Source organism: Anabaena sp. CCY 9402-a (genome assembly GCF_963920945.1).
Taxonomy (GTDB): domain Bacteria; phylum Cyanobacteriota; class Cyanobacteriia; order Cyanobacteriales; family Nostocaceae; genus Trichormus; species Trichormus minutissimus.
Window position 1 is genome coordinate 1 of the sequence record NZ_CAWUDL010000075.1, and the last position, 24,893, is coordinate 24,893.

General features: G+C 43.9%; 39 protein-coding genes. 4 read left to right on the top strand and 35 right to left on the bottom strand.

The features are described from left to right. Positions 1-172: 172 nt before the first annotated feature. On the bottom strand, positions 173-535 hold the full coding sequence (locus tag ACM0OR_RS22505; protein WP_414578834.1) for a helix-turn-helix domain-containing protein: 363 nt from the start codon (positions 533-535) through the stop codon (positions 173-175). Positions 536-1,124: 589 nt separating this feature from the next. On the opposite strand from ACM0OR_RS22505, the gene ACM0OR_RS22510 reads away from it, so the two are divergent. Beyond that, positions 1,125-1,565: a hypothetical protein gene (locus tag ACM0OR_RS22510; protein ID WP_414578835.1), complete on the top strand. Its 441-nt coding sequence runs from the start codon at positions 1,125-1,127 to the stop codon at positions 1,563-1,565. A 16-nt stretch (positions 1,566-1,581) separates the two neighbouring features. Here ACM0OR_RS22510 and prfA read toward each other — a convergent pair whose 3' ends face one another. From prfA to rplC, 31 genes are all read right to left on the bottom strand, one after another. Continuing rightward, on the bottom strand, positions 1,582-2,682 hold the full coding sequence (gene prfA / locus ACM0OR_RS22515) for a peptide chain release factor 1 (RefSeq protein ID WP_323266844.1): 1,101 nt from the start codon (positions 2,680-2,682) through the stop codon (positions 1,582-1,584). Between the two features lie 100 nt (positions 2,683-2,782). Beyond that, complete coding sequence (gene rpmE / locus ACM0OR_RS22520) at positions 2,783-3,022, bottom strand: 50S ribosomal protein L31 (RefSeq protein ID WP_323266850.1); 240 nt, start codon at positions 3,020-3,022, stop codon at positions 2,783-2,785. 169 nt (positions 3,023-3,191) lie between these two features. Beyond that, positions 3,192-3,608: a 30S ribosomal protein S9 gene (gene rpsI, locus ACM0OR_RS22525; protein WP_323266843.1), complete on the bottom strand. Its 417-nt coding sequence runs from the start codon at positions 3,606-3,608 to the stop codon at positions 3,192-3,194. Beyond that, positions 3,608-4,063: a 50S ribosomal protein L13 gene (gene rplM, locus ACM0OR_RS22530; RefSeq protein ID WP_323266842.1), complete on the bottom strand. Its 456-nt coding sequence runs from the start codon at positions 4,061-4,063 to the stop codon at positions 3,608-3,610. The genes rpsI and rplM overlap by 1 nt, the downstream gene beginning before the upstream one ends. Positions 4,064-4,079: 16 nt before the next feature. Further along, on the bottom strand, positions 4,080-4,985 hold the full coding sequence (gene truA, locus ACM0OR_RS22535) for a tRNA pseudouridine(38-40) synthase TruA (RefSeq protein ID WP_414578836.1): 906 nt from the start codon (positions 4,983-4,985) through the stop codon (positions 4,080-4,082). 57 nt (positions 4,986-5,042) lie between these two features. Further along, positions 5,043-5,393 carry a 50S ribosomal protein L17 gene (gene rplQ / locus ACM0OR_RS22540; RefSeq protein WP_190707498.1) on the bottom strand — a complete coding sequence of 117 codons (351 nt, stop codon included), beginning with the start codon at positions 5,391-5,393 and terminating at the stop codon, positions 5,043-5,045. Between the two features lie 34 nt (positions 5,394-5,427). After that, positions 5,428-6,375: a DNA-directed RNA polymerase subunit alpha gene (locus tag ACM0OR_RS22545; RefSeq protein ID WP_414578837.1), complete on the bottom strand. Its 948-nt coding sequence runs from the start codon at positions 6,373-6,375 to the stop codon at positions 5,428-5,430. Positions 6,376-6,721: 346 nt separating this feature from the next. Further along, entirely contained in the window at positions 6,722-7,117 is a 396-nt protein-coding gene (gene rpsK / locus ACM0OR_RS22550; RefSeq protein WP_010998331.1) for a 30S ribosomal protein S11, read from the bottom strand. Positions 7,118-7,171: 54 nt separating this feature from the next. Then, a complete protein-coding gene (gene rpsM, locus ACM0OR_RS22555; protein WP_190707492.1) occupies positions 7,172-7,552 on the bottom strand; it encodes a 30S ribosomal protein S13 in 381 nt (126 codons plus the stop codon). A gap of 123 nt (positions 7,553-7,675) precedes the next feature. Beyond that, a complete protein-coding gene (gene rpmJ, locus ACM0OR_RS22560) occupies positions 7,676-7,789 on the bottom strand; it encodes a 50S ribosomal protein L36 (protein ID WP_015129703.1) in 114 nt (37 codons plus the stop codon). A 116-nt stretch (positions 7,790-7,905) separates the two neighbouring features. Then, positions 7,906-8,130: a translation initiation factor IF-1 gene (gene infA, locus ACM0OR_RS22565; RefSeq protein ID WP_006276978.1), complete on the bottom strand. Its 225-nt coding sequence runs from the start codon at positions 8,128-8,130 to the stop codon at positions 7,906-7,908. 180 nt (positions 8,131-8,310) lie between these two features. Further along, positions 8,311-8,865, bottom strand: a complete 555-nt coding sequence (locus tag ACM0OR_RS22570; RefSeq protein ID WP_414578838.1) for an adenylate kinase — start codon at positions 8,863-8,865, stop codon at positions 8,311-8,313. After that, positions 8,865-10,178 carry a preprotein translocase subunit SecY gene (secY, locus tag ACM0OR_RS22575; protein WP_190707488.1) on the bottom strand — a complete coding sequence of 438 codons (1,314 nt, stop codon included), beginning with the start codon at positions 10,176-10,178 and terminating at the stop codon, positions 8,865-8,867. The genes ACM0OR_RS22570 and secY overlap by 1 nt, the downstream gene beginning before the upstream one ends. A gap of 71 nt (positions 10,179-10,249) precedes the next feature. Then, on the bottom strand, positions 10,250-10,696 hold the full coding sequence (gene rplO / locus ACM0OR_RS22580) for a 50S ribosomal protein L15 (RefSeq protein WP_190707485.1): 447 nt from the start codon (positions 10,694-10,696) through the stop codon (positions 10,250-10,252). A 45-nt stretch (positions 10,697-10,741) separates the two neighbouring features. Beyond that, positions 10,742-11,269 (bottom strand): 30S ribosomal protein S5, encoded by a 528-nt coding sequence (gene rpsE, locus ACM0OR_RS22585; protein WP_190707482.1) that lies wholly within the window; start codon positions 11,267-11,269, stop codon positions 10,742-10,744. A 150-nt stretch (positions 11,270-11,419) separates the two neighbouring features. Continuing rightward, positions 11,420-11,782, bottom strand: coding sequence for a 50S ribosomal protein L18 (gene rplR, locus ACM0OR_RS22590; protein WP_190707480.1), 363 nt, complete (start codon positions 11,780-11,782; stop codon positions 11,420-11,422). Positions 11,783-11,784: 2 nt separating this feature from the next. Beyond that, the gene (gene rplF / locus ACM0OR_RS22595) at positions 11,785-12,333 is read right to left on the bottom strand and encodes a 50S ribosomal protein L6 (protein ID WP_323266839.1); all 549 of its coding nucleotides are present in this window, start codon (positions 12,331-12,333) and stop codon (positions 11,785-11,787) included. A 198-nt stretch (positions 12,334-12,531) separates the two neighbouring features. Then, positions 12,532-12,933: a 30S ribosomal protein S8 gene (gene rpsH / locus ACM0OR_RS22600; RefSeq protein ID WP_190707475.1), complete on the bottom strand. Its 402-nt coding sequence runs from the start codon at positions 12,931-12,933 to the stop codon at positions 12,532-12,534. A 20-nt stretch (positions 12,934-12,953) separates the two neighbouring features. Then, on the bottom strand, positions 12,954-13,502 hold the full coding sequence (gene rplE, locus ACM0OR_RS22605) for a 50S ribosomal protein L5 (protein WP_190707472.1): 549 nt from the start codon (positions 13,500-13,502) through the stop codon (positions 12,954-12,956). Positions 13,503-13,607: 105 nt separating this feature from the next. Then, positions 13,608-13,958, bottom strand: coding sequence for a 50S ribosomal protein L24 (gene rplX / locus ACM0OR_RS22610; RefSeq protein WP_190707469.1), 351 nt, complete (start codon positions 13,956-13,958; stop codon positions 13,608-13,610). Beyond that, a complete protein-coding gene (rplN, locus tag ACM0OR_RS22615; protein ID WP_190707466.1) occupies positions 13,958-14,326 on the bottom strand; it encodes a 50S ribosomal protein L14 in 369 nt (122 codons plus the stop codon). Before rplN ends, rplX begins: the two co-directional genes overlap by 1 nt. 25 nt (positions 14,327-14,351) lie before the next feature. Further along, complete coding sequence (rpsQ, locus tag ACM0OR_RS22620) at positions 14,352-14,603, bottom strand: 30S ribosomal protein S17 (protein WP_103140480.1); 252 nt, start codon at positions 14,601-14,603, stop codon at positions 14,352-14,354. Positions 14,604-14,609: 6 nt separating this feature from the next. Further along, positions 14,610-14,837: a 50S ribosomal protein L29 gene (gene rpmC, locus ACM0OR_RS22625; RefSeq protein ID WP_190707463.1), complete on the bottom strand. Its 228-nt coding sequence runs from the start codon at positions 14,835-14,837 to the stop codon at positions 14,610-14,612. Positions 14,838-14,840: 3 nt separating this feature from the next. Continuing rightward, the gene (rplP, locus tag ACM0OR_RS22630) at positions 14,841-15,272 is read right to left on the bottom strand and encodes a 50S ribosomal protein L16 (protein ID WP_190707460.1); all 432 of its coding nucleotides are present in this window, start codon (positions 15,270-15,272) and stop codon (positions 14,841-14,843) included. Positions 15,273-15,372: 100 nt separating this feature from the next. Further along, positions 15,373-16,122: a 30S ribosomal protein S3 gene (gene rpsC / locus ACM0OR_RS22635; RefSeq protein ID WP_190707458.1), complete on the bottom strand. Its 750-nt coding sequence runs from the start codon at positions 16,120-16,122 to the stop codon at positions 15,373-15,375. 51 nt (positions 16,123-16,173) lie between these two features. Then, complete coding sequence (rplV, locus tag ACM0OR_RS22640) at positions 16,174-16,533, bottom strand: 50S ribosomal protein L22 (RefSeq protein WP_190707455.1); 360 nt, start codon at positions 16,531-16,533, stop codon at positions 16,174-16,176. Positions 16,534-16,613: 80 nt separating this feature from the next. Continuing rightward, a complete protein-coding gene (gene rpsS / locus ACM0OR_RS22645) occupies positions 16,614-16,892 on the bottom strand; it encodes a 30S ribosomal protein S19 (RefSeq protein WP_190707452.1) in 279 nt (92 codons plus the stop codon). A gap of 151 nt (positions 16,893-17,043) precedes the next feature. Beyond that, positions 17,044-17,907 (bottom strand): 50S ribosomal protein L2, encoded by an 864-nt coding sequence (gene rplB / locus ACM0OR_RS22650; protein WP_190707449.1) that lies wholly within the window; start codon positions 17,905-17,907, stop codon positions 17,044-17,046. Between the two features lie 6 nt (positions 17,908-17,913). Continuing rightward, complete coding sequence (locus ACM0OR_RS22655) at positions 17,914-18,228, bottom strand: 50S ribosomal protein L23 (RefSeq protein ID WP_190707447.1); 315 nt, start codon at positions 18,226-18,228, stop codon at positions 17,914-17,916. Continuing rightward, positions 18,221-18,853 carry a 50S ribosomal protein L4 gene (gene rplD, locus ACM0OR_RS22660; RefSeq protein WP_414578839.1) on the bottom strand — a complete coding sequence of 211 codons (633 nt, stop codon included), beginning with the start codon at positions 18,851-18,853 and terminating at the stop codon, positions 18,221-18,223. The genes ACM0OR_RS22655 and rplD overlap by 8 nt, the downstream gene beginning before the upstream one ends. Before the next feature lie 66 nt (positions 18,854-18,919). Then, positions 18,920-19,555, bottom strand: a complete 636-nt coding sequence (rplC, locus tag ACM0OR_RS22665) for a 50S ribosomal protein L3 (RefSeq protein WP_190707441.1) — start codon at positions 19,553-19,555, stop codon at positions 18,920-18,922. A gap of 958 nt (positions 19,556-20,513) precedes the next feature. Between rplC and ACM0OR_RS22670 the strand changes: the two genes are divergently transcribed. Next, on the top strand, positions 20,514-21,002 hold the full coding sequence (locus ACM0OR_RS22670; RefSeq protein ID WP_190707438.1) for an NAD(P)H-quinone oxidoreductase subunit N: 489 nt from the start codon (positions 20,514-20,516) through the stop codon (positions 21,000-21,002). A gap of 237 nt (positions 21,003-21,239) precedes the next feature. Here ACM0OR_RS22670 and ACM0OR_RS22675 read toward each other — a convergent pair whose 3' ends face one another. Then, a complete protein-coding gene (locus ACM0OR_RS22675; protein WP_190707435.1) occupies positions 21,240-21,698 on the bottom strand; it encodes a hypothetical protein in 459 nt (152 codons plus the stop codon). Positions 21,699-21,963: 265 nt separating this feature from the next. On the opposite strand from ACM0OR_RS22675, the gene ACM0OR_RS22680 reads away from it, so the two are divergent. Further along, positions 21,964-22,503, top strand: a complete 540-nt coding sequence (locus tag ACM0OR_RS22680; RefSeq protein WP_414578840.1) for a DUF3172 domain-containing protein — start codon at positions 21,964-21,966, stop codon at positions 22,501-22,503. 250 nt (positions 22,504-22,753) lie between these two features. On the opposite strand, the gene ACM0OR_RS22685 is transcribed toward ACM0OR_RS22680, so the two are convergent. Next, entirely contained in the window at positions 22,754-23,473 is a 720-nt protein-coding gene (locus tag ACM0OR_RS22685; RefSeq protein ID WP_414578841.1) for an AMIN domain-containing protein, read from the bottom strand. A 289-nt stretch (positions 23,474-23,762) separates the two neighbouring features. Here ACM0OR_RS22685 and ACM0OR_RS22690 point away from each other — a divergent pair, with 289 nt between their 5' ends. Continuing rightward, the gene (locus ACM0OR_RS22690) at positions 23,763-23,948 is read left to right on the top strand and encodes a hypothetical protein (protein ID WP_414578842.1); all 186 of its coding nucleotides are present in this window, start codon (positions 23,763-23,765) and stop codon (positions 23,946-23,948) included. A gap of 66 nt (positions 23,949-24,014) precedes the next feature. Here ACM0OR_RS22690 and ACM0OR_RS22695 read toward each other — a convergent pair whose 3' ends face one another. Further along, positions 24,015-24,833: a SirB1 family protein gene (locus ACM0OR_RS22695; protein WP_414578843.1), complete on the bottom strand. Its 819-nt coding sequence runs from the start codon at positions 24,831-24,833 to the stop codon at positions 24,015-24,017. Between the last annotated feature and the right edge of the window lie 60 nt (positions 24,834-24,893).

The following is a 24,893-nucleotide window of genomic DNA, read 5'->3' on the forward strand; positions in this document are numbered from 1 at the left end:
ATCCCCCCAAATCTCTTGATTTATCTAGGTTTTTTGTTTATTCTGCAAGCCCTACGTAGGATTGATGTTTTGACTGAAGAAAATAATACATTTAGAGGTATGATACAGCGTTGTTTTTGTTTCAGCCAATCCAATTCACACTTAATAAGAAAAATCTACATAATTCATTGATTTAACTAGCTTTTGCTTCCTCATCTGATGCTTGTGCGACAGAGGCTAGTCTATCGGCCGCAGCTTGCACAACTAAAGCTACTTGACTCAGAGGCATATGCTTAATTTGTCGTAGAATCAAAGTCAAATCAGAAGTTTCTGGGATTGGTTTACCCTCTAAGCAACAGAGTAACTCTTCCATTGTGTAGCCTGCTTTCGCTGCAATTTGAGCCAAATTTTCCGTATCTGGCACTTTTAAGCCTTTTTCCCACATTTGAACAGCCGTAGCAGAAACTCCTAACGATTTACCAAAGGCTCGCTGACTTAGCGAACCACGAGCTAACTTAATTATTTCAATCAGTTTTTGTCTGCTTTCAACGTTCACTGCTTTTATGGCTAGTCAACTTTATTTACAAGTTTAGTTGTAACATTATCAGTTTACTTTTTCAGGAATTCTTCATTAGTCATTAGTTAATACCAATTTTACGTGAAGCTGCATATATTTACCCCCTTACCAAGGCTACGGTGTATACACAAGTCTGATAACCTTATGCCGTATCATTCTGATCCCCCCTAACTCCCCTTAAAAAAGGGGGGACTAGAATCAAAGTCCCCCTTTTTAAGGGGGATTTAGGGGGATCAAACCACATTTTGCACTTAGCATATAGATGTGTATACACGGTAGCTTACCAAGGAGGGACTACAGGGGGGTCTTGTTATGTGCGTCTTCATAAAGAATTGGTATAAAAACAAAATTGATTACGATTAACTACGTGTATTTTGATTTTAGTATGTTAGTTAAGTAAGTCCTGTTTTTGATTGACAGAGTTTTCTTTTAGCAGTAAAGTATATAATCTTAGGTTTTAATTCTACAACCTAAGTAATAAGCAGAAATACTCTAGTATGGGTAGTCATGAGCGCAAATTAAGTTGCGATCGCTGCCATAGCCGTGTGTTTAATTGAACAGGTGCATCATGTCCCGGAAGCTACATAAAATTAATCAATATCGTCGTAAAAATAAAAATTTAATTGCGGCTAATAAAATCAAACCAGAAGAATGGGGCATATCTAACACCGAAGCACAAGTAACTTTAAAAGCTAAAGGCTATGATGTGAAGGAAATCAAAAAAATTCATTGCCTCAAGCATCAAATTTGTATCTCCTTCTGGGATACAAAAGGCAATGTTTGCAGTAGCTTTTTTAGCTATCGGATTTTTCTGCGTTGGCAACAGGAAATAGAAAATTTAATCTATGCCTGCGAAATTTTCAAGGAATGGCAGAGGTTAAATTATCTCATGAAATACGAGTTTGCTTACTACCACTATCCCAGTGAAATTGAAGAAGGGCTGCAAGCGAAATTAGAAAATCGCTTGACCGTGTTAAAAAACACAGAACTACAAGCGGTTTTCACATAACTAATGAAGGCGGTGATTAGGCAGTAGTGCCAGAAGCCGCTAACTCTGCTAATTGTTCCTGCTGGTCTTGAGAAATACAAGATTGGATCACTGATTCTATCTCCCCTTCCAGAACAGGGTTAAGAGAGAAGTTTTGACCTAAACGATGGTCAGTAACCCGGTTATCTTTATAATTATAGGTACGAATTTTTTCCGATCGCGATCCTGTACCAACTTGCGATCGCCGCATCGAAGTTACTTCTTCTTGTTGTTCCCGTAACTTGATTTCATAAAGTTTCGCGCGCAGAATTTGCATCGCCCGTTCTTTGTTTTGCAACTGGCTGCGTTCTTCTGTACAAAAAATCCGAATTCCCGTTGGTTTGTGCATCAAATCAGCAGCAGTTTCCACCTTGTTGACGTTCTGTCCACCAGCACCACCAGAACGAGCCGTAGTCATTTCAATATCTTTGGGGTCAATGTGGATTTCTACATCATCCACTTCTGGCATAATTGCTACTGTCGCTGTGGAGGTGTGAACTCTTCCCCCTGCTTCAGTTGCTGGTACGCGCTGCACGCGATGCACTCCGGCTTCATATTTCAGCTTACTGTAAACGCTCTCACCTTGAATTTCCAGGATCACCTCTTTGAAGCCGCCCATCTCACCCAGAGACTCGCTGACTAGTTTCACCTTCCAGCCTTGAACATCAGAATAGCGGGAGTACATCCGCAGCAAATCGCCCGCCCAGATACTGGCTTCATCTCCACCAGTCCCAGCGCGAATTTCCAACATAATGTTTTTATCATCGTTGGGGTCGCGGGGCAGAAGCAATACCTTCAATCTTGTCTCTAGGTATTCCACCTTTTCTTCTAACTCATGTACCTCCAGTGCTGCCATTTCTTGCAACTCTGGATCAGTATTAGACTCTTTAACTATCTGACGCGCCCCGATCAATTCTTCCTGAGATATTTTCCAAGTTTCATAGGTATTGACAACTTCTTCCAAGGAAGAACGAGACTTGGCAATTTTTTGATACTCGTCGGGGTTCTTAGCGGTATCTGGGTCAGCCAAGCGACGAGTCAGTTCATCAAAAGTTTCTTCAACTGACTTAAGTTTTTGCAGTAAGTATGTTTCAGCCATAATTCAGTGCGATAGCTCCTTAAAATAACAAGTTGGCTCGGCCAAAAATGACAATCGACCCAGCCAACGCAGGGTCGTCGTTAACAGCAGAGCCAACCCGCTACTTTTTGTCTGGTTCGCCAGAGGTTTGAGTGCTGCTCATGCCGTACTTCCGCAGGAATCGCTCTACTCGTCCTTCGGTGTCAATAATCTTCTGAGTACCAGTGTAAAAAGGGTGGTTTCCAGACCAAAGGTCTACGTGTAATTCTGGTTTGGTCGAACCAACAGTCATCACAACTTGACCGTTGCAGTAAACTTTTGCTTCTGGATACCACTTGGGATGAATATCAGATTTAGCCATTGTTCCTTTTGTGGTGAATTTATAAAAATTATAACTTTTTGCTTGTAATTCGTTACTAGGGATTAAGGACTGGGGACTGGTAATTTTAGATTTTAGATTGAAACCCAATCTAAAATCCACTCATTGAATTGCCCAATGTCCAGTAACCAATACCTGAATCCCCAATCGCTTATCGCTTGGAGTATTGAGGAGCTTTCCGGGCTTTGTGCAAACCATATTTTTTCCGTTCCTTTGCCCTGGGATCACGGGTTAAGTAACCTTCGACTTTTAAAGGTGGACGGTTTTCTGGGTCTAGTTGGCATAAAGCACGGGCTACTCCCAAGCGCACAGAGTCAGCTTGTCCAGTTAAGCCGCCACCTTCTGCTTTGACTAAAATGTCGTATTCGTTTTCTAGTCCCAATGTTTCCAAAGGAGCTTTGATGACTCCTAAATAATTGGCGTTGAATTGGAAGTACAAATCTCCAGGCTTGCCATTCACAATCAATTGACCGCTACCGGGAACTAAGCGTACCCGTGCTACGGCGGATTTACGGCGACCAGTACCCCAATACACGGCACGTCCGCTATTTGCTTCTGCTACTACCATTAAATTTCTGCTCCGGGAATTGTATTAATGTTAAGTTCCGTGGGTTTTTGCGCTTCGTGGGGATGTGTAGACCCAGCGTAGACTTTTAGTTTAGTAAACAACTGCCTACCCAAGCTATTTTTCGGTAACATACCTTTGACAGCTTGTTCCAGGATTCTTTCTGGTAAACGCTGTTGTAGTTTAGCGAAGGTTTCAGTCTTCATCCCGCCTGGACGACCAGAGTGACGACGATAAAGTTTCTGAGTCCGTTTTTTGCCTGTAACTGCTACTTTTTCAGCATTCACAACAATCACGAAGTCCCCTGTATCTAGGTGGGGGGTATAGTGAGGTTTGTTTTTGCCTCTTAAAATCATGGCGATTTCGCTGGCGAGGCGACCGAGACGTTTATCAGTAGCATCTACTATGTACCAATCACGCTCAAGAGATTCTTGAGGAGGGACGTAGGTTTTACTCATGTTTGTTGATCCTTTGTCATTTTTTTTGGGAGTCCGTAGTTAAGAGTCCATAGTCCATAGTAAAAGCATTGGACTCTTGACTTTTAACTAATGACTCTTGACTAATAGCTAATTTTGGCATGGTGTCATACCAAACATCAGGGGAAAAGGGGAAATCTGGATATCCGACCCGCAACAAGCATAAGCCTTGGGGGGGTGCGGCGTATTTGACTTCTAAGCGGCGTTGCTCTTTCCAGATGTCGGTGAAACTAGCCAGGGTTCTTTTTCCAGAGCCTACTTGTACTAGCATTCCCACCAACAACCGCACCATGCCATATAAAAATCCATCTGCCTGAATTTCAATATGGATAAATGGGCCTTGACGATGACACTCTGCTGCTTGTACTTCCACCCAGGAATGCGATCGCTTTGACCCTGCTCGGTGAAAAGCTGCCAAGTCATGCTTTCCCAAAAGTGGTTTCAGTGCAGCTTGGATGAGTGATTCATCTAAGGGCGGATGATAATAATGCCAACTGAAGGGTTTCACAAACAAGTTGGAACAGCCTTCAGTATAGATTGTGTAGCGATACCGTCGATACGCTGCACTAAAGCGAGAGTGCCAATGGTCGCTGACATTTGCTGAAGCCCTAATTAATATATCTTCGGGCAGATAACTATTGAGGACTGCCGCCCACTTATGAGCAGGGATGAAACCTGTAGCATCAAAATGGGCTACCTGAGCAGCAGCATGGACTCCGCTATCGGTACGCCCAGCACCGTGGAGTGTGACATGATAGCCAAGAATTTTGGCGATCGCTGTTTCAATGTCTTCTTGAACTGTACGGTGCTGCTTTTGCCGTTGCCAGCCATGAAAATGAGTGCCTAGGTATTGAATTACCAAGGCTACTCGCTGAGTGGGTGTTGGCTGGTGACTTGCTAACATAGAATTATGGGCATTGGGCCAAAATTTCTCCCCTACACCCCTAGACCCCTGCTTTCTCTACACTAGTTCAATGATTGCCATCTCAGCTTTATCTCCCCGGCGAGGTACGGTATGGAGGATACGGGTGTAACCACCTTGACGATTACCATACCGAGTGGGGGCTTGCTCAAACAGAGCATGAACTAGCTGTTTGTCGTAGATATAACCTAGAGCTTCTCTACGTGCTGTTAATGAGCCGCTTTTAGCAAGAGTAATCATTTTTTCTACTTCGCTGCGTAGCACTTTAGCCCGAACTAAAGTAGTAGTAATCCGACCATGACGGATTAGTTCAGTAGTGAGCGCTCGCAACAGGGCGCGACGCTGGTCAGCTGGTTTACCAAGTTTTTTAACCCGACAACGGTGACGCATAAAAATCCACTTTGAAAGTATGAACGGTTTTGGTTTAGCTGTGTTTAGAGCTTCTTTCTTGGGGCAAGGTAATACCTAAGCGGCGTTGTAAAGCTTCTACTACCTCTTCTGCTGACTTCTGACCGAAGTTTTTAATCTCTAACAAGTCTTCTTGGGTGAAATCCAACAAGTCTGCCACAGAGTTAACCTGCGCCCGCTTGAGACAGTTATAAGCCCGGACAGAAAGTTGTAACTCTTCGATGGGGATCTGAGCTGTTGGATCGTCTGGAATCTCGGAACTTGTATCTGTTGGTTCTAGCGAGATATCTTTCAAGGGGTTGAATAACTCAACTAAAATCCCTGCTGCTGAAGATAGTGCTTCTTGGGGTGAAAGACCACCATTTGTCCACACTTCTATGAGTAGTCTGTCTTTGGTAATCGATCCGTCTACACGAGCTTCTTCAACGCTATAGTTGACTTTCCGCACGGGCATAAATATCGAGTCGATTTGCAAAAAGTCCAAGGATGTGGCTTCCTCTCGTCCCCTTTCTACGGTGCGATAGCCTTTACCTCTCTCGATCCGAAATTCCATTTCCAGCTTGCCCCCTTCTGCAATGGTGGCTATATACTGGGTAGGATCGATGACTTCTACTTCACTGGGCAAATCAAAATGTGCCGATGTAACTGTTGCTGGGCCATTCACAAGTAATCGACCAATCTGGGGTTGAGAGGAGTAACTTTTGAGAATCACTTCCTTCATTCGCATGAGGATCTCTAGTACATCTTCCCGCACCCCTGGAACGGTGGCAAACTCGTGTGTAACGCCGGCAATTCTGACGGCTGTAACTGCTGTTCCCTCTAAATTTGACAGTAAAACCCGTCTTAGCGCGTTGCCAACTGTTGTTCCTTGACCACGTTCTAGGGGTTCTAAGATAAACTTACTGTAATGACTGCGACTTTCTTCTGTACTCGAATCTACACATTCAATTTGAAATTGCGCCACGGAGTAGCCTCCCTTATTTAAGGTGCTGCTAGCAGGCAAATTGATTGCCTCTGGAATTTAATTTATTGCCTTGGGCTGGCTTTCGGTGGATCAAACTGCCAACTTCTCAGAGCAGTCATGTTTGATCTGCCTATTAAGCTTACGGGCATTCACTATAGTTGTGGGTGATTTTAAATCTAGCAGCCCTCCCACAAGGAAGAGCTGATATATTTTTCGTCACCCCAGCCGTTGAAAGTTGTTTCGCTATCACCCCGCTTGGTAGATTGACTTGAGAACCTACCAGCAGTAATTGCAGGTGATTTTGGTTGCTGAAACTACTTACCTTCACTGGTCAAAAGTTGTGTATCTACACTCGGCGGCGTTTCGGAGGACGGCAACCATTGTGAGGAATTGGTGTAATATCACGAATGAGTGTAATTTCTAGTCCTGCTCCTTGGAGAGCGCGAATCGCAGTTTCTCGTCCTGCTCCTGGGCCACTCACCATTACCTCAATTTGGCGCATCCCTTGGTCTATAGCTCTGCGGGCGGCACTTTCAGCAGCTGTTTGCGCTGCAAAAGGTGTTCCCTTCTTTGCACCTTTAAAACCACTAGAACCAGCACTTGCCCAGGAGATGACATCTCCATTTTGATCGGTAATAGTGACAATGCTATTGTTGAAAGTAGACTGGATGTAGGCCATCCCGTTGGGGACGTTACGTTTCTGTTTCTTACTCCCAGATTTTTTAGTCGGTTGTCTCGCCATGTTTGTTCAGTTAATTTAAAGGGAAACTTGCTGAGGTTAGCAAGTATGGGAAAATTACTTACCAGGAGCTTTCTTCTTACCAGCCACTGTCTGCCTTCTACCCCGACGGGTTCTAGCATTAGTGCGAGTTCTTTGTCCTCTGACTGGTAAGCCCATCCGGTGACGGCGGCCTCTATAAGTACCGATGTCTACCAATCGCTTGATGTTCAGCGATTCCCAGCGTCGCAAATCACCTTCAACTTGATAGTTGCTTTCTATTTCTGCCCGCAAGGAGGCAACATCAGCATCGCTTAATTCTTTGACACGGGTATCAGGATTAACTCCTGTAGCTGCCAGAATTGCTTGCGACCTTGTTAATCCAATTCCGTAAATATAGGTTAGACCAATCTCAACGCGTTTGTCGCGTGGTAGGTCTACTCCGGCAATACGTGCCACAATTAATCTCTCCCTATTGTTATCGCAGTTGCTGATCGAAAAACGCAGTTGACGCGTCTATACTTTGTTGAGTGATGATGTTTGGTTACAAGCCAATCAATCTTCCTTCCATGTTTGGGAAGATTATCCTTGACGTTGTTTATGCTTAGGATTGACGCAAATCACCATGACGCGACCACGACGTTTGATCACGTTACATTTTTCACAAATTTTCTTGACTGAGGCTCTAACTTTCATGCCTTTTGTAAATGACTCCAAATATTAAATTATAGCATTTCTAGGAAAATTTATTCAATTAAGTAAATGGGTAACACCCAAATAAATTGTTTTGTGGTAGACTTCCATACATATATCTACTTTTTCCGCAGCCGATAAGTAATTCTACCTTTTGTCAGGTCATAAGGAGTTAATTCTACTTTGACGCGATCGCCAGGCAAAATTTTGATGTAGTTGCGGCGGATTTTTCCAGAAATGTGTGCTAAAACATTAAATCCATTGTCCAAATCCACCCGAAACATCGCATTTGGCAATGATTCGGTGACTGTCCCTTCCATTTCAATCAAATCTTGCTTAGACAAGTTTTATCCCTCAATTCAACAATTTTTTGTTCTGTCACAGCACTCCTCTGCACGAGAACACAGTTCGAGAAATATATCAACAGTTTATTAATATATCTTAGCTAAATATCGACGGGCGTCTGGAACAAAGGGGAGTAGTGGTTTTTTGAAATTCTCGACCTCCTACCCCCTGGTTACAGTCTATGAACCTACTACAGTTTGTAATTCAACAGTGACTTCTGCTTGGGATTGGTCGCCATTGACAGTTAGGAGTTTCTGGCGATCGCGATAATAATCAATTAATGGTGCAGTTTCGTTGCGGTAAACTTCTAGGCGACGACGAATTACTTCTTCGCTATCGTCTTTGCGTCCTCTATCTAGTAACCGTGCTATCACCACTGCATCTGGGGCATCTAAATTGACTACTCTTTCGCCACCTTGACCAGTTTTTTGCAGCAATTCCTCTAAGAAAGCTGCTTGTGTTACCTTGCGAGGAAAACCATCTAAAATCCAGCCAGATTTGGCATCTTGTTGGTTTAGACGTTCTGCTACTAGGTCTTGTACCAACTGGTCAGGAACTAACTCGCCGCCATCAACATAGCTTTGAGCTTTAATTCCTAAAGGAGTTTGCTCTTTCATGGCTTGCCTCAATATTTCCCCAGTGGAAATATGAGGAATATGTAAATGTTCTGCCAAGATTTGAGCTTGCGTTCCTTTACCTGCTCCAGGCGGCCCCAAGAAGATTAATCGAGTCACTATTGCTTCACCATTCCTTCATATCGCTGAGAGATTACATAGGTTTGGACTTGCTTGGCAGTATCGATTGCCACACCAACCAGAATCAGCAAAGATGTAGCACCTAGTCCTCTAAAGGTTGGTACTTTCAAAGCACTTTCTACAGCCGTGGGAATAATGGCAACCAAGCCCAAAAAGATCGCGCCTAAAAAAGTGAGTCGGTTAATTACCCGCTCAATATACTCGCTTGTAGCTTTTCCTGGGCGAATCCCCGGAATACTAGAACCCATCTTCTTCAAGTTCTGCGCTACATCAACTGGGTTGACAATTAATGAAGAGTAGAAATAGCTGAAGAAAACAATTGATGTTAAATAAACCAGAGCGTAGACCCAAGGTGCAGAACCGCCAGGACTCAAATAGGTATTGACGATATTTGCCAAGTCAGGGTTTTTAGTGAAGTTAGCAATCAACAAAGGCAAACTGAGAATGGCAGCCGCAAAAATGATCGGCATGACACCGCCAGAGTTGAGCCGCAAGGGTAAATAGCTGCGTTGTTCTGCTAATACTCTTCTACCTACCTGACGACGGGCTGAAATAATGGGTATGCGGCGGATTCCTTCTTGAACGAAGACAATCCCAACGATTGTCAGCAAGAAGACCAACACCAACACAATTACCCGTCCAACTATTTCTCTACCACCAACTTGCACCAAGTCAATGGTGTCACCTAAAGATTTGGGTAGAGAAGCAACGATGTTGACAAAAATCAACAAAGATGCACCATTCCCAACACCGCGTTCTGTGATCAGTTCCGATGCCCACATCACAAACATAGAGCCGGCTGTGAGGGCGATCGCTGTTTCCGCTACAAATATAGGACCGGGGTTTAAGGCAAACTGTTGCAGAAATAAAGCTGAGAAAGCCACACTTTGAACAATTGCCCAACCTACAGTGACATAGCGTGTGATTTGGGAAATTTTCCGCCGACCAGCTTCGCCTTCGTTTTTCTGTAAATTTTCTAAAGATGGAATGGCCGCCGTCAGCAATTGGATAATAATGGACGCATTAATAAAGGGCAAAATCCCTAAAGCAAAAACCCCTAAAGTAGAAAGTCCTCGCCCAGAGAAAATATCCAATAAACCGAATATAGAATTATTGCCCGATATGGCTTCAGCGAACCTACCTCTATCAATTCCTGGTACGGGTAAAAAGATACCCAGGCGAACCAAAATTAAAATACCGACAGTGACAAGCAGCCTACCTCTCAGTCCAGCTGCTTGTGCCATCTGCATAAAAGTTTCTTGAGCCGTTGGGGCTTTATCTCGACTGATCATAGAGTGCTACCTTTATCATGAACCAGGCACTGGAAGCAAGTTGGCTAGTATTTTAAGTGCGCTGTTCTGGCTCAACCTAAAACTTCACAACTCCCTCCAGCCGCCTCAATTTTGCTCCGAGCTTGTCCTGTAAAAGCTGCTGCTTTCACTGTAAGTGCCACGCCTATTTCCCCATTACCCAAGATTTTCAGTGGGCCTTTGGCAGCAGTCAAAATACCTGCTGTTCTTAAGGATTCCAATGTTACTTCTGTATTGGCAGGAAGAGCGGCTAACTTCTCTACATTAATCGTAGTGTAAATTTTCCGATTAACTAAAGGAAAGCCCTTGAGTTTAGGTATACGGCGGTACAATGGCTGTTGACCACCTTCAAAACCAGGGCGGGTGCCGCTACCAGATCGAGATTTTTGACCTCTCATCCCTAGACCAGCACTAGCACCTTGTCCAGCAGCAATACCTCTACCTACACGGCGACGGCGTTTTTTAGAGCCTTTTTGGGGCTTAACATCGTTAAGTCTCATGATGTAATTGACACCTGTTTACACAAAAAGTTTGTAACAGTAGCTCTACTGAATGTAGAGTTTTTCAATAGCAATGCCTCGGTCTTCAGCGACTTCAGTTAATGTACGCAGGGTAGATAAGGCGTTGACTGCGGCTCTAGCATTGTTGAGTGGGTTATTAGAGCCAAGTTGTTTAGCCAAAACGTTACGCACGCCAGCTAATTCCAAGACTGTGCGGACAGCACCCCCAGCAATTACCCCAGTACCAGGGGCGGCTGGGCGCATCATCACTTTCGCACCACCACCAACACCATCAATGGGGTGTGGAATTGAGTTGGATTTGGTAATGGGGATGTCTATGAGGTGTTTTTTGCCATCGGCAACACCTTTCTTCACAGCTCCAATAACATCAGAGGCTTTACCTACTCCGACACCCACTTGACCGCGTTCGTTACCTACGACCACGATCGCTCGGAAGCTGAGTTTTTTACCACCTTTGACGACCTTGCTCACCCGCCGGATCTGAATTACCCGCTCTTGCCAGGTGGTTTCTTCTTTTTTTGTGCGGTTAGCTTTACGACGACCAGTTGCCATAATCTATGCTCTCTATTTAGTCAATAGTCAATAGTCAACAGTGAGCCAGCGCGATCTTGGGGGTCTCCCCCATGAGCGACTGGCGAACCCGCAAGGGACAATAGTCAATAGTCAATTACTTTTGACTTTTGACCTGAGACTTTTGACTGTTTAAAAATCTAAACCAGCCTCGCGTGCGGCTTCGGCTAGTGCTTTGATTCGACCATGATATAAGTTACCACCGCGATCAAAGACGACTTTGCTAATGCCTTTTTCTAGCGATCGCACTGCAATCAATTTACCGACTTGTGCGGATGCTTCACAGGTAGCCCCTGAAGCTAAACTAGATTTCAAATCTGCTTCTAAAGTTGATGCTGCTGCTAAAGTTTGATGCTGCGTGTCATCAATTATTTGAGCATAAATATGCTCATTTGAGCGGAATACCGCTAACCGTGGACGTTCTGACGAACCTTTGATTTTGCCCCGGATGCGTCTGTGACGACGCTGTTTTGATTCTTTACGAGTAAGTTTCATGTTTACTTCTTACCACCCTTACCAGTCTTACCAGCTTTACGTCTGACCACTTCGCCTGCATAGCGAATCCCTTTACCCTTATAGGGTTCAGGTGGACGAACGGCACGAACTTTGGCTGCTGTATTGCCTACTATTTCTTTGTCATAACCACTGACTATGACGTTAGTGTTATTTTCTACAGCAAACTGAATTCCTTCTGGTGGTACAATTTGGACTTGATGGCTGAAACCCATATTCAGAACTAGGTTACGCCCTTGTACTTGCGCCCGATAACCCACACCTTGGATTTCTAAGCGTCGTTGAAACCCTTGGGACACACCCTCAACCATGTTGGCGACCAAAGTCCGGCTCAAGCCGTGCATTTGTCTGGAGGTGCGAGATTCATCCTTCCGAGTTACTTGTAATATTTCCCCTTCTTGAGAAACTATGACATTAGCTGGCAAATTCCGGGAAAGTTCACCTTTAGGGCCTTTCACGACAACTTTTGTGCCATCAATAGTCACTTGTACTTTGGCGGGAATAGTAATTGGACGTTTACCAATACGAGACATGACTTTTTGTCCTTTGTCCTTTATCCTTTTTCAGTTGTTTTTCAGTGTGATCTTCTCTACGGGAGGCCACGCCAAGGGGTTTTTCCCGTGATTAACTGACATTCCCTTTCGCATTAGCAGAGGGTAGGGCTTCTCGTTCAGAGTAGTCTTGCTGGAGGAGAAGATTACCTTAAGGGACAGTTGACAACTGATAATTCACTACCAAACGTAGCAGAGTATTTCACCACCGACGTTCTGACGACGGGCTTCACGGTCAGTCATAATGCCACTAGATGTGGAAATTATGGCAATGCCAATACCGCCGAGTACCCTTGGTAATTCTTTTCTGTTGGAGTAAACACGTAAACCTGGTTTACTCACCCGTTTCAATGCAGTAATCAGGGGTTGACGATTTTTACCTTTGTATTTCAAAGAAATCACTAGGTTACGTTTTACGCCTTCACCGTCTTCTGCAATTTCCGCAATAAAGCCTTCTTCCTGTAGCACTTTAGCAATACTACGGGTCATTTTTGTGGCTGGCACGTGTGTAATTTGATGCCTTGCCATGTTGGCATTGCGGATGCGCGTCAGCATATCTGCAATTGTGTCGTTAGCCGCCATCGTTCCCTCTTTAGATGAACTTATTGATCGCGAAAGGGCATTCCAAATTCTTTAAGTAAAGCGCGTCCCTCTTCGTCGTTTTTCGCTGTGGTGATAATGGAAATATCTAAACCACGGACTTGATCGATGCTATCGTATTCGATTTCTGGAAAGATTAACTGTTCTCTGACGCCGAGAGTATAGTTACCGCGTCCATCAAAGCTTTTGGGGCTGATACCGCGAAAGTCTCTAATTCTAGGCAGTGTCAAGCTAATTAATCGGTCGAAAAAGGCATACATTTTCTCGCCTCTAAGTGTCACCATGATACCAACAGGCATACCCTGACGAATCTTGAAGCCAGCGATCGCTTTTTTCGCTCTTGTCACCACTGGTTTTTGGCCAGTAATCACCGCAATTTCGTTTAAGGACGCTTCTAGGGACTTAGCATTTTGAGCCGCTTCTCCCAAACCTCTGTTAATAGTTACTTTCACCAACTTTGGCACTTGATGAACGTTGGTGTATTCAAACTGATTAATCAGTTTGGGGACGATTGTCTCTTGATATAAGGTTTTGAGTCTTGTTGTCGCCATAGTTTTTTGTCCTGATTTTCCCTGGTCTTGGTCAGGGACACTTTAATTTCAGATTTTAGATTTGAGATTAAATTTACAATCTAAAATCTCAAGTCGGTAAATTCTCTAGCTATCGAGAATTTCACCAGTTTTCTTGAGTTTTCTGACTTTCTTCCCTTCGGATGTGAAAGTGTAACAAACACGACTAGCAACGTTTTGCTTCGTGGAATAAAGCATCACGTTAGAGCTATGAATCGGAGCTTCCTGAGAAACAATCCGCCCTGATTCCCCTTCTTGTTGGGGTTTGACGTGCTTGGTTTTAATATTGACACCTTTGACAATGATTTTGCTTAGTTGAGGCAGTGCTTGAATCACTTCGCCAACTTTGCCTTTATCTTTGCCCGCAATTATCTGCACTGTGTCACCAGTTTTGACGTGCATTTTCTGGAATCTGGGTTGATCCTTTTGGTTGGCCATTACAGCACCTCCGGAGCAAGAGAAACGATTTTAGTAAAGCTTTTTTCGCGTAGTTCCCGTGCTACTGGGCCAAATACCCGTGTGCCTCTGGGATTACCATCTTTGTTGATGATGACGGCAGCGTTATCATCAAAGCGAATGCTCATACCGCTATCACGACTGATGTTGTGGCGGGTGCGAACAATCACAGCTTCGACAACATCAGATTTTTTGACTGCCATGTTAGGAATAGCATCTTTAACAACGGCGATAATTCTGTCGCCCACAAAACCATAACGTCTGTTACCCGCGCCTAAAACACGAATACACATCAGTTTGCGTGCGCCGCTATTATCTGCCACATTCAGGTAAGTTTGGGGTTGAATCACAATTGGTCTCCCTTATGCACAACTATCAAGTTGTAGCTTTAGTGTTGAGGATTTCTGCCACTTGCCAGCGTTTGGTTTTGCTCAGGGGTCTAGTTTCCTGAATCCGCACGCGATCGCCCACTTTGCACTTATTTTCTTCATCGTGAGCTTTATAGCGGCGAGTTTTGACTACAATCTTGCCGTACTTGGGATGGGGAGCGCGGTTTTCAATGGCAACAACCACTGTTTTTTGCATTTTATCGCTCACTACCAAGCCAACTCGTTCTTTGATTGCCATAATCTCCTACTTTTCTTCTTGAGGCGGTTGACTTGCTGCCCGTTTCCTTTCTCCTTCTACTGTTAGTAGTTGGGCTAGGCGATGGCGAGCATGGCGGAACTGGTGGGGTTTTTCTAACTGTCTGGTGGCCTTTTGCAAGCGCAACTGAAACAGTTGTCTTTTGACGGCGGTAATTTCCTCAGCCAGCTTTTCGTCACTTAATTCTCTAGCTTCTGCAATTTTGGGAAGAGGCATAACCTACTCCTGCTCCTCTACTTCTACTTGAGATCGCACAATAAATTTGGTCTTGATGGGTAGCTTGTATGCCGCTAAACGCATGGCTTCACGAGCTATTTCTTCAGTAACCCCGGCGATTTCAAACAAAATCCGCCCTGGCTTAACTACTGCTACCCAAAACTCTGGATTACCCTTACCTGAACCCATCCGGGTTTCAGCCGGACGCATTGTTACGGGTTTATCTGGGAAAATCCGAATCCAGATTTTACCACCCCGGCGGATGTAGCGTGTCATTGCTCGACGGGAAGCCTCGATTTGTCTAGAGGTGATCCAAGCTGGTTCTTGAGCTTGGAGTGCAAAATCTCCAAAGTTGAGGGTACTCCCACGGTGGGCTAAACCGCCCATCCGTCCGCGCTGTTGTTTGCGGAATTTAGTTCTTCTAGGACTTAACATGACTTTTACTAGGGATTAGGGATGAGGGATTGGGGATTAAGGATGAGGGATTGGGTGCGGTTTTTTGCCCAGTCACCAGTCACCAGTCGCCAGTCCCCTTTTATCCTTCATTAGAACGGTCTTCAAACTGCTGACGACGACGCTGTTGTTGACGGCGGCGAGGTTCACGAGTTGTTGGTTGGGATGGGGCTTCTTCCTGTCCAGGAATAATTTCTCCCTTGAATACCCACACTTTGATCCCCAAAATGCCGTAAACGGTTTTGGCTGTGCAGTAAGAGTAGTCAATGTCAGCCCGTAAGGTATGGAGGGGTACTCTACCCTCACGAGTCCACTCGGTTCGGGCAATTTCTGCACCGTTGAGCCGACCACCGACTTGCACTTTAATGCCTTGAATACCTGCACGTTGAGCGCGTTGAATTGCTTGTCTCACTACCCGACGGAAGGAAACACGGCGTTCTAGTTGTTGAGCAATATATTCAGCAATCAAGTAGGCATCAGCATCAACTTTTTGGACTTCCACTACGTTGATGCGGATTTGACGATGACCACCGAGCAAATCTTGTAGTCCTGTCCGCAATGCTTCAATGCCTTGACCACCACGACCTACTACTACCCCTGGGCGAGCAGTACGTACTTCTAGATCAATTTGATCTGCTTTCCTCTCAATCCGTACTTCGGAAATACCAGCATTGTTTTGAGCGTATCTACCCAATTTTTGCTCTATGTATTTACGGAGTTTGTAGTCTTCTTGTAAGAGTTCTGGATAGCGATCGGGTTCGGCAAACCAACGTGATTGGTGTTCTTGGGTAATTCCCAGACGAAAGCCAACTGGATGAATTTTCTGTCCCACAAATGTTTCCTCTAAAATTTCTTACTTTACGCAATTTTATGTGTATATAAATTACTTAGCGTTAGCATCAGCTGCTACAGCTAAGGTGATATGACACGTTGGTTTGCGAATTTGGTAAGCTCTACCTTGCGCTCTAGGTTGGAAACGTTTTAGTACTGGTCCTTGATCGGCGAATGCCTTAGTAATCACTAATTGAGTGCGATCTAATCCTGCATTATGCTCGGCGTTAGCAGCAGCACTTCTCAGGAGCTTCAGCACAGGCTCAGTGGCTCGATAGGGCATAAATTCTAAGATAATCAGTGCCTCTCTATAGGAGCGACCCCGAATTTGATCAAGTACGCGACGTACTTTGTAGGGAGAGATGCGTATAAAACGGGCGATCGCCTTTACTTCAGTAGTATCAGTAGCCATATGTTTCTCCATTTTGGTCATTGGTTATTGGTCATTTGTCATGCGTCTTCAGCTAATGACTAATGACTAATGACTAATGACTATCTCCCCGCTTTTTTGTCACTTTTGCCATGGCCTCTGTAGGCGCGTGTGGGAGCAAATTCTCCCAACTTATGCCCCACCATTTGGTCACTAATAAATACGGGTACGTGTTGTCGCCCGTTGTGAACTGCGATGGTGTGGCCTACCATTTCGGGCAAAATTGTTGAAGCTCGCGACCAAGTTTTAATAACTTGTTTTTCGTTTTTAGCATTCAGTTTTTCAATTTTGCTTAACAAATGATCCGCAATAAAAGGACCTTTTTTAAGAGAACGACCCATAGTGCAATTTTGGATTTTGGATTTAGAATTTCGGATTTAGAATTTCGGATTTAGAATTTCGGATAAATAGGTGTCTCAGAGGGCGTTCACAAAATCATTAATGCTTGACCAACAGACCCAATCTCAAATCCAAAATTTCCAATCTAAAATTCTAGGACTCCCGACCACCACGTCCGCGTTTAGAAGATTTACGACGACGACGGACAATCAATTTGCTGCTAGCTTTCTTGGGTTTACGTGTCTTAGCACCCAATGTTGGTTTACCCCAAGGAGTCACAGGACCTGATCTACCAATAGGCGCTCTACCCTCACCACCACCATGTGGGTGATCTACAGGGTTCATCACGCTACCTCTAACTTTGGGACGGCGACCTTTCCAACGGTTTCTCCCAGCTTTACCTGCACTCAGGTTTCTAGCATCGGTGTTACCTACTTGTCCGATGGTGGCGTAACATTCACGCCGAATCATACGAACTTCTCCCGAAGGTAACTTGAGTGTGACATAATCACCTTCTTTAGCTACAACTTGCGCGGTAGCACCAGCAGCACGTACAATTTGACCGCCTTTACCAGCGATTAATTCTACGTTGTGAACGCTAGTACCTAAAGGAATGTTAGCTAAAGGTAAAGCATTGCCATCTTCAAAGGGAGATTCTGGACCAGCAATGACTGTTGTGCCTACTTTCAACCCATTTGGGTGCAGGATATACCGTTTTTCACCATCTTCATAAGATAGCAGGGCAATCCGCGCGTTACGGTTGGGATCGTATTCAATAGCTATGAGTGTGGCTGGGATGTTACGTTTATCCCTTTTAAAATCAATGATTCGATAAAGTCTCTTGTGTCCGCCACCCCGACGACGGCTAGTAATCCGCCCTTGGTTGTTCCGACCTTTGGCACGGTGTTTATATTCCGTGAGTGACTTTTCTGGTTCGGTTTTAGTAATTTCCGCAAAGTCAGAGATGGTAACTTGGCGGGTACTGGGGGTATAAGGACGATAAGAACGAGTACCCATAATATCTTAGACCTCTGGGAATAATACTTGTCTAATTTTGTCTACATCCCCAGCTGCGACTGTGACGATCGCTTTTTTATATTGGGGCTTAAAACCAATGAATTTACCAACGCGCTTTTTTTTGCGGGGTGGTAGTGCGGTATTTACTTTTACAACCTTTACCTGAAATAAGTCTTCGATTGCCGCTTTAATTTGTGTCTTATCGGCTTTAGGAACAACTTCAAAGGTATATTTGTTTTGTTCCATAAGAATGGTCGCTTTTTCGGTAACGATGGGGCGACGGATTAAATCAGGCAGGTTGCGGGGGTCAAACTTAGGCATTGTAGACCTCCTGAATTTTATCTAAAGCTGATGCTGTGATGACAATCTTGTCAGCGTGTAGCATATCGTAAACATTTAGTTGGTCAGCAGGAATGAGTTTGAGATTTTCTACGTTGCGGGCTGACAAGTAAACGTTTTTAGTAAACTCAGACAAAATTAATAGTGTCTTATTTTCTGGTGCTGCACCCCAACGGGCTAGGGCTGCTACCAACTCTTGAGTCTTAGGACGGGATAACTCGTTATTAAATTCTTCTACTACAATCAAGTCGTCTACACGGCTGACTAGGGCTGTCCGCAATGCTAACCGCCGTTCTTTCCGATTCATTTTTAGGTTGAAATCTCTGGGTTTAGGCCCGAAGATTACACCACCACCACGCCACAATGGTGAACGAATAGAACCTGCACGAGCGCGACCTGTGCCTTTTTGCCGCCAGGGTTTGCGACCACCACCTCTAACTTCCGCACGCGTTTTGGTGCTGGCAGTTCCTTGGCGAGAGTTGGTCATTTGCCTTACTAGGGCGCGGTGGACAATATGAACCGCCGTTTCTTCTTTGGCAATACGCAAGTTGAACTCTTTTTGTCCAACTTCTTCTCCTTGCCAATTTTTAACTACACTTTCAACCATCTTTGTGTCCTTTGTCGTTTGTCCATAGTCTGAAGTCAGTCAACAGTCAACAGTTAAGACTCAGCACTACTTGCCAACTATGTTGGCTGGCACAATATTTAGCAATGCTCCAGGCTTCCCAGGAACTGCTCCTTTGATGAGCAATATATTGCGGTCAGTATCTACTTTTATTACGGTTAGTTTGCTAATTGTGACGCGAGTACCGCCTAAACGCCCTGCCATCCGTTTACCTGGATAAACACGACCTGGGGTTGTACCTGCACCAATCGAACCTGGAGCTCTATGGTTTTTAGAACCATGTGACATTGGTCCACGACCAAAGTTATTCCGCTTTTGGTTGCCTGCAAAGCCCCGACCAATACTTGTACCGATAACGTCTACAATTTGACCCGCACTAAACATATCTGCTTTAATCTCTTGACCTAAAGCATAATCACTAGGGCTTTCTGTGTGATACTCTTTCAGATGCCGTAATGCTGGGGCTGAGGATTTAGCTAAGTGACCCAGCAATGGTCTGTTTAGTGCTTTGGGCTTAACTTCTTTATAACCAACTTGAATAGCTGTGTATCCGTCGGTTGGTTTCGTTTTAATTTGGGTAACTACGCATGGACCTGCTTGGACGACGGTGACAGAAATTGCTACTCCTGCTTCATCAAAGACTTGGGTCATGCCCAGTTTTGTGCCGAGAATGCCTACAGACACGGTAACTGGCTCTCCTTTCTACTTGCTGACCTTGAAATTGGGTTTTTAAACACACACTATGTAAGTATCGGTGACGATGGACGAATCTCAGAGTCGAAAGCAGTTTTTGCTGCTGTCGATCCTCCCGGACACAACAAGCTGTGTTGTTACTGTTTGGTGATTTTATTCAGTTGCACTCACTCTTTCACCAGCACAGCCACAAGTGCCTTCTTGAAAGAAGGAATAACTTCTGGTATCAAGGCAATGCTTTAGAGCTTTGCACTTTGTGCAGCAACGCTTTCGTCCCAGCAGTTGCTTAGGCACTTTCTGGAGGCAGCGCGATTAACGGGTCTCCCGATTTGGCGCGACTGCCCTGGCTCAGTTGGACTTAAGCAGCTTTTGCCGCTCAGTATCCTTTCTACTGAGACTAATGTAATGTCATCCAGCTAACATCACTACTCAGCTTTTCATTCACTGAACAAATCCAACCTTGAGTGTTAGGTTTTCATTATCCTTTATGACTACAGGAGTGTGTGTAGCCTCGTGATGAGGGTGGGCTTTGTTTTTGAGCTTTTTACCCTGAGCTTGACCTAAAAGCTTTCTAAGTTTACCAGTCTTTGAGCTGTTTCAACCTGGTTGTTTTCCTGGTGAAGCTTTTCGTTAACTTTTCACGCTAGCGATCGCTCAAAATATTGACTGTGTGGCAGCTTAATCAGCACAAATGGTCACAATCTAATACTATATACTATAGACTAATCTTTGTCTAGAAAATTAAAGATTAATTTTTACAAGACTAGTATCATTGGGCATTGGGTAAAAACGTTTTCTTTGTCTCCTCAGCTTTCTACACTCTGCCTTTCTTGATAAAATTGAGTTTAGCTTAATCTAAAGCATAAGCTTTGTGATCTAACTTGATCTATCACTTCAGGGTCAATAATAGAGATATCAAAGTGGGATAGGACAATCATACGCAAAATTTATGGCACTAATTACCACTGGCAACGGTTTCAAGCGCAATCTGGAAAAATTTGGTTCTTTAGGGGTTTATGTACCCTTAGAAGGGGGTTTTGAAGGTCGGTATCGCCGTCGTCTGCGTGCTGCTGGCTATGTGACTCTACCCATGACTGCTAGGGGATTGGGTGATGTTGCCGCTTATCTTACAGGAGTTCACGGTGTCAGACCTCCCCACCTTGGGAAAAAAAGTTCTGGTAACGGTGCAGCAGTGGGTAATGTCTACTATTTACCACCAATTGTTAATTACCAACTAGAGCAGTTACCACCAAAGTCTAAAGGGTTGGTGTTGTGGATTATTGAAGGACATATCCTTTCTGATCAGGAAGTTGAATTTTTGACGACTCTGCCTAGTTTAGAGCCAAAAGTGAAAGTAGTCGTAGAAAGAGGTGGCGATCGCTCTTTCCGTTGGCGGCCTCTCAAAGATACTTTCTCTGCAAGTTATCAGGCTGTTTAGTTTTTGGGGATTGGGGACTGGGGAAAAGAAAGCAGGGGGAGCAGGGGGAGCAGAGGGAGAAAAATACAATGCCTAGCTACTCACTACTCACTACTCACTACTCAGCACTCAGCACTCACTGGTTGACTGTCTGAGATAAGATTTGGGCGATCGCTTTTGCAATGTATTAGGCAAACTGCGATCGCCTAATTTTTTGATGTAACACTCAAATATTGATGAGCAAAACCTATATTTTTTTCAAAACCCGACTGGGTAGATTAAATCAAATTCTCGATAAATGGTAATCTGAGCCAAAGGATTAGGTTTGTCTAAAACTTCGTAATCTAAACCGCCTGTAATTTGTGTTACTGGACGCTTCAACGGTTTCTCAAACTGATGCCACTCGCGGTTACTCCACTCGAAAATGGCTGCATCTAGATCATTTTGCAATTCGGAAGCTAAAAGTAATAGTTCTAATTTATCCTGAGTATTGCCAGTAAGGATAAATTTTAGAGAAACTGACTGGGTAATTGCTGGTCTAGGTTCGTTCGCTGCCAAAGTATTACAGCCACCTAACTGGACATCATAAGGCTGTAGTTGCAGATTTTTTTGCTGCTTTAGAGTTTGTTCAATGTCGCTGAGGCGTTGATCTAAATAAGGTAGTAAACCTAGTTTGCCATCGATCAACAACTTACGAATGTTAGAAGTTTGAGTCATCGTTGCTTTTTATCCGCTTACCCAGTCAGATTAGCGTTTTGTTGACTGAGAAGATAGAACAACTTGGAAAAAATTTGTTTGCAGCTAGTCTTGTTGGTGAGCGAATTTATGAAAGAGCGACTCATTGAATCGTCCAATGCCCCATACTCAGTTTTTCACACCAAATATTTGTCCAGAAAGTTGCGGGCAAATATAGTTACAAATCGGCATACTAAAATAGGGAGATACTATCGGCTTTTTCAGGCGTGAAGGTTAATAGGCACAAATGAGACGTAAATCAACTGGTAGATCGGCTACTACATCTAAACCTTCTGGTTTCCAATCCTCCATGTTTAACTTCACCACTATTGCCATTTTGGGTGGGGTTTTGATTCTGGGAATTGGAATCGGGATTGCTTTTAGTTCCACAACTACGTTAACTCCATCCAATGTGGCTTCGCGTGAATTTATTGATACTAAAGCACCGAATCCTGAGATTTGCGTACAGTATGGAGCAAGTTCAATGGTAATGGACGCTCGATTATTCGTTACTCTCAACCCATTTAATGTCTATGTTGCCCAACCAAGTATGCGTCCTGGATGCGTAATCCGTCAAAACAACTGGGCAATTCTAGAGCAACGCAAGCTCGTGACATCTAGCCAGGTGAGAGAATGTAAAAATCGCCTGAATACTTTTGGTTTTACTGGTAGTTTAGACAGTGAAAAACCTGATATTAGATGTATTTATCAGAATGAAGCAGGACAAAATTTCTTCTTGTCTCAACCAGGAGCAGTTGCACCACAACAGGAAACGGAAAGATTTTAGAAGTGAAGGGAACAGGTGACAGGTGACAGGTGACAGGTGACAGGGAACAAGTGACAGGTGACAGGTGACAGGTGACAGGTGACAGGTGACAGGGAACAAGTGACAAGGGACAGGTGACAGGTAATGGTTATTCTCCCTAGTCCCTAATCCCCAGTCCCCAGCTTTTCAATGAGTAGATTTGCAATGAGTGGATTTTAGATTATCCAATCCAAAATCTAAAATCTAAAATTCCTAGTCCCCAATACCCATGTTATTTAGGTAGAGGTTGACCAAATTCAATCACTACTGGATTAGTAGTAATGGGTTGATTTTTGGGTTGGGTTGAGATAGTCGGAGTGGGGAAATTTGTGGGAGATGGGGGAGAATTTTGTATTTGAACAGAATTGCTAGAATTGAGGGGAGGTACAGTAACAAAAGGTTGCTGTGGACTTGTAATTGTTGGAGATAGGGTATTGGGTAACTGTAAATAGTTATATTGTGTTGGTAAAGGATTACTTGATGAATTGTTGGTATTGCTCAGTTGTCTAGAGCCGCCAATAAAAGGAAGTAAAACCCAACTCGTTGGGTTTTGTGGGGAAATAGGTTGTAGTTTGACTTGGTTAGGATCTACATAAATTCCGGTTGCTAAATCTAAAACTATGCGGGTAACGTTGGCGTTTAATTGGGAAACACGAATTCTTTGGACAGCACCAGCATAATTTTGTTGGGTGGGGATATTACCTAACTTAGTATCGGGAATATCAACGACAATGCGCGGCGGTTCGGAAAGGTAGAAGTGATTTGGTGTTTTGCCGACTGAAAGGTTAATTTCTAACTTCCCTGCGTCTGGATAGAAACGCCAATTATTGAGCTTGGCTACCTGTGCAGCAACGGTACTGGTAGCTGGAAGTGTATATGCAGCAAACAAACTAATACTAAACAGCTGTTTGCCCCTGTAAAAAAGTTGCTGAGTGGAGATTCCCTTAAACATATTTATTTATCTGTGATTGTGTTTAAGCATCAGGCAGAAAGGGTAATGAATGGTGTTAGCAGTAGTGTCGCGTTGAGCAGGGGTACTGAGTAAAAACTACTAGTACAGCGCGGCGGAAATAAGCGCAAAGTTGAGCCACTGCGTTGCCGGAGTTCCCCCGGTTGTAGCAATTAGCGTGGCGGTATATTAAGTTCATCGGGACTACCTCATGGATTGCCATATTTTAATGGCTATTTAAGTTTTTGGGTTCTGCCTGGGCTGCTTCAGGTGTAGCATTAAATTCCAACTTTTGCGCGATGTTACTGATAATTATTTAGCCGGACTAAATCTGCGTTCTACAGCATACCTGCGCCCCATAAATCAATTCAAAATTCAAAATAAAAATGTTTCGGAAATGTTGGGTTACCCTGCGGGAAGGCTGCGCCAACGTTCCTCAATTCAACTTACACAGTTTAAGGTTTTTGACACTAACTGAACCGTATTGCGCTATAAATCTGATTTAATATCTGATAATTTTCTAAAAACTGATTTAAATGTACCCTCAGCTATCCAAATCACTGAGTAACCGCCGAATCAATGCCGCGTCTTCAGTATCAGAAGTTATAGTAAGATACTGTTGTAAGTCTACTTTAGCTTCAGAATAATTACCTAGTTGATAGTTTAATAAACCGCGATCGCGCACTTCTGAAGTAGCATGAGGAAATAACAGCAAAATCCGTTCTACTACAGCCAAGCTTTTTTCTAGCTGTTGCTGTCTCAGGTATATATATTTCAAATTAGCTAAAATTCGCGCTAAAAACTGACGATTACTCACTGTTGCTAGAAATTCCGGGCGTAAAGTCACGTTTTGCTGAAACATTTGATTCAGCCTCTCTTGACAATCTTGGGCAAATATTACCTCGCCGCGATTGAAAGCATCCACAAAAATTTCTATGTCTGGAATTGCTGGACGAATGAGAAAATGTCCTGGCATTCCTACACCTGCCATCGGAAAGTCTATACGGCGGGCAATCTCTAAATAAACCAACGCCATTGTGATAGGAATACCTGTGCGTTGATCAATCACATCATTTAAAAAGCTATTGCATGGGTCATAATAGTTGCTCTGATTCCCATCAAATCCTAAATCATCGTAAAGATATTCATTAATAGTTTGAATGATTCGCAATGGATAACGTGAAGATGGTAAGCGTTCTTGAACTTCTTCTGCCATCGTATCCAAGACGTTTAAGTATTCTTCTATATCAATATAAGGATATTCTTCTTTGGCAATGTACAAAGCAGCTTTCGCTAAGTCAATATGCTCATCCGAATGCTGAATTTCTTGGTAAAAATATTGTCTTGGCAAAGAGAAAGTCATAAGCAACACCTGATAAATAGTTAAAGAGGGGACAGGTGAGAGGGGACAGGGAACAGAAAA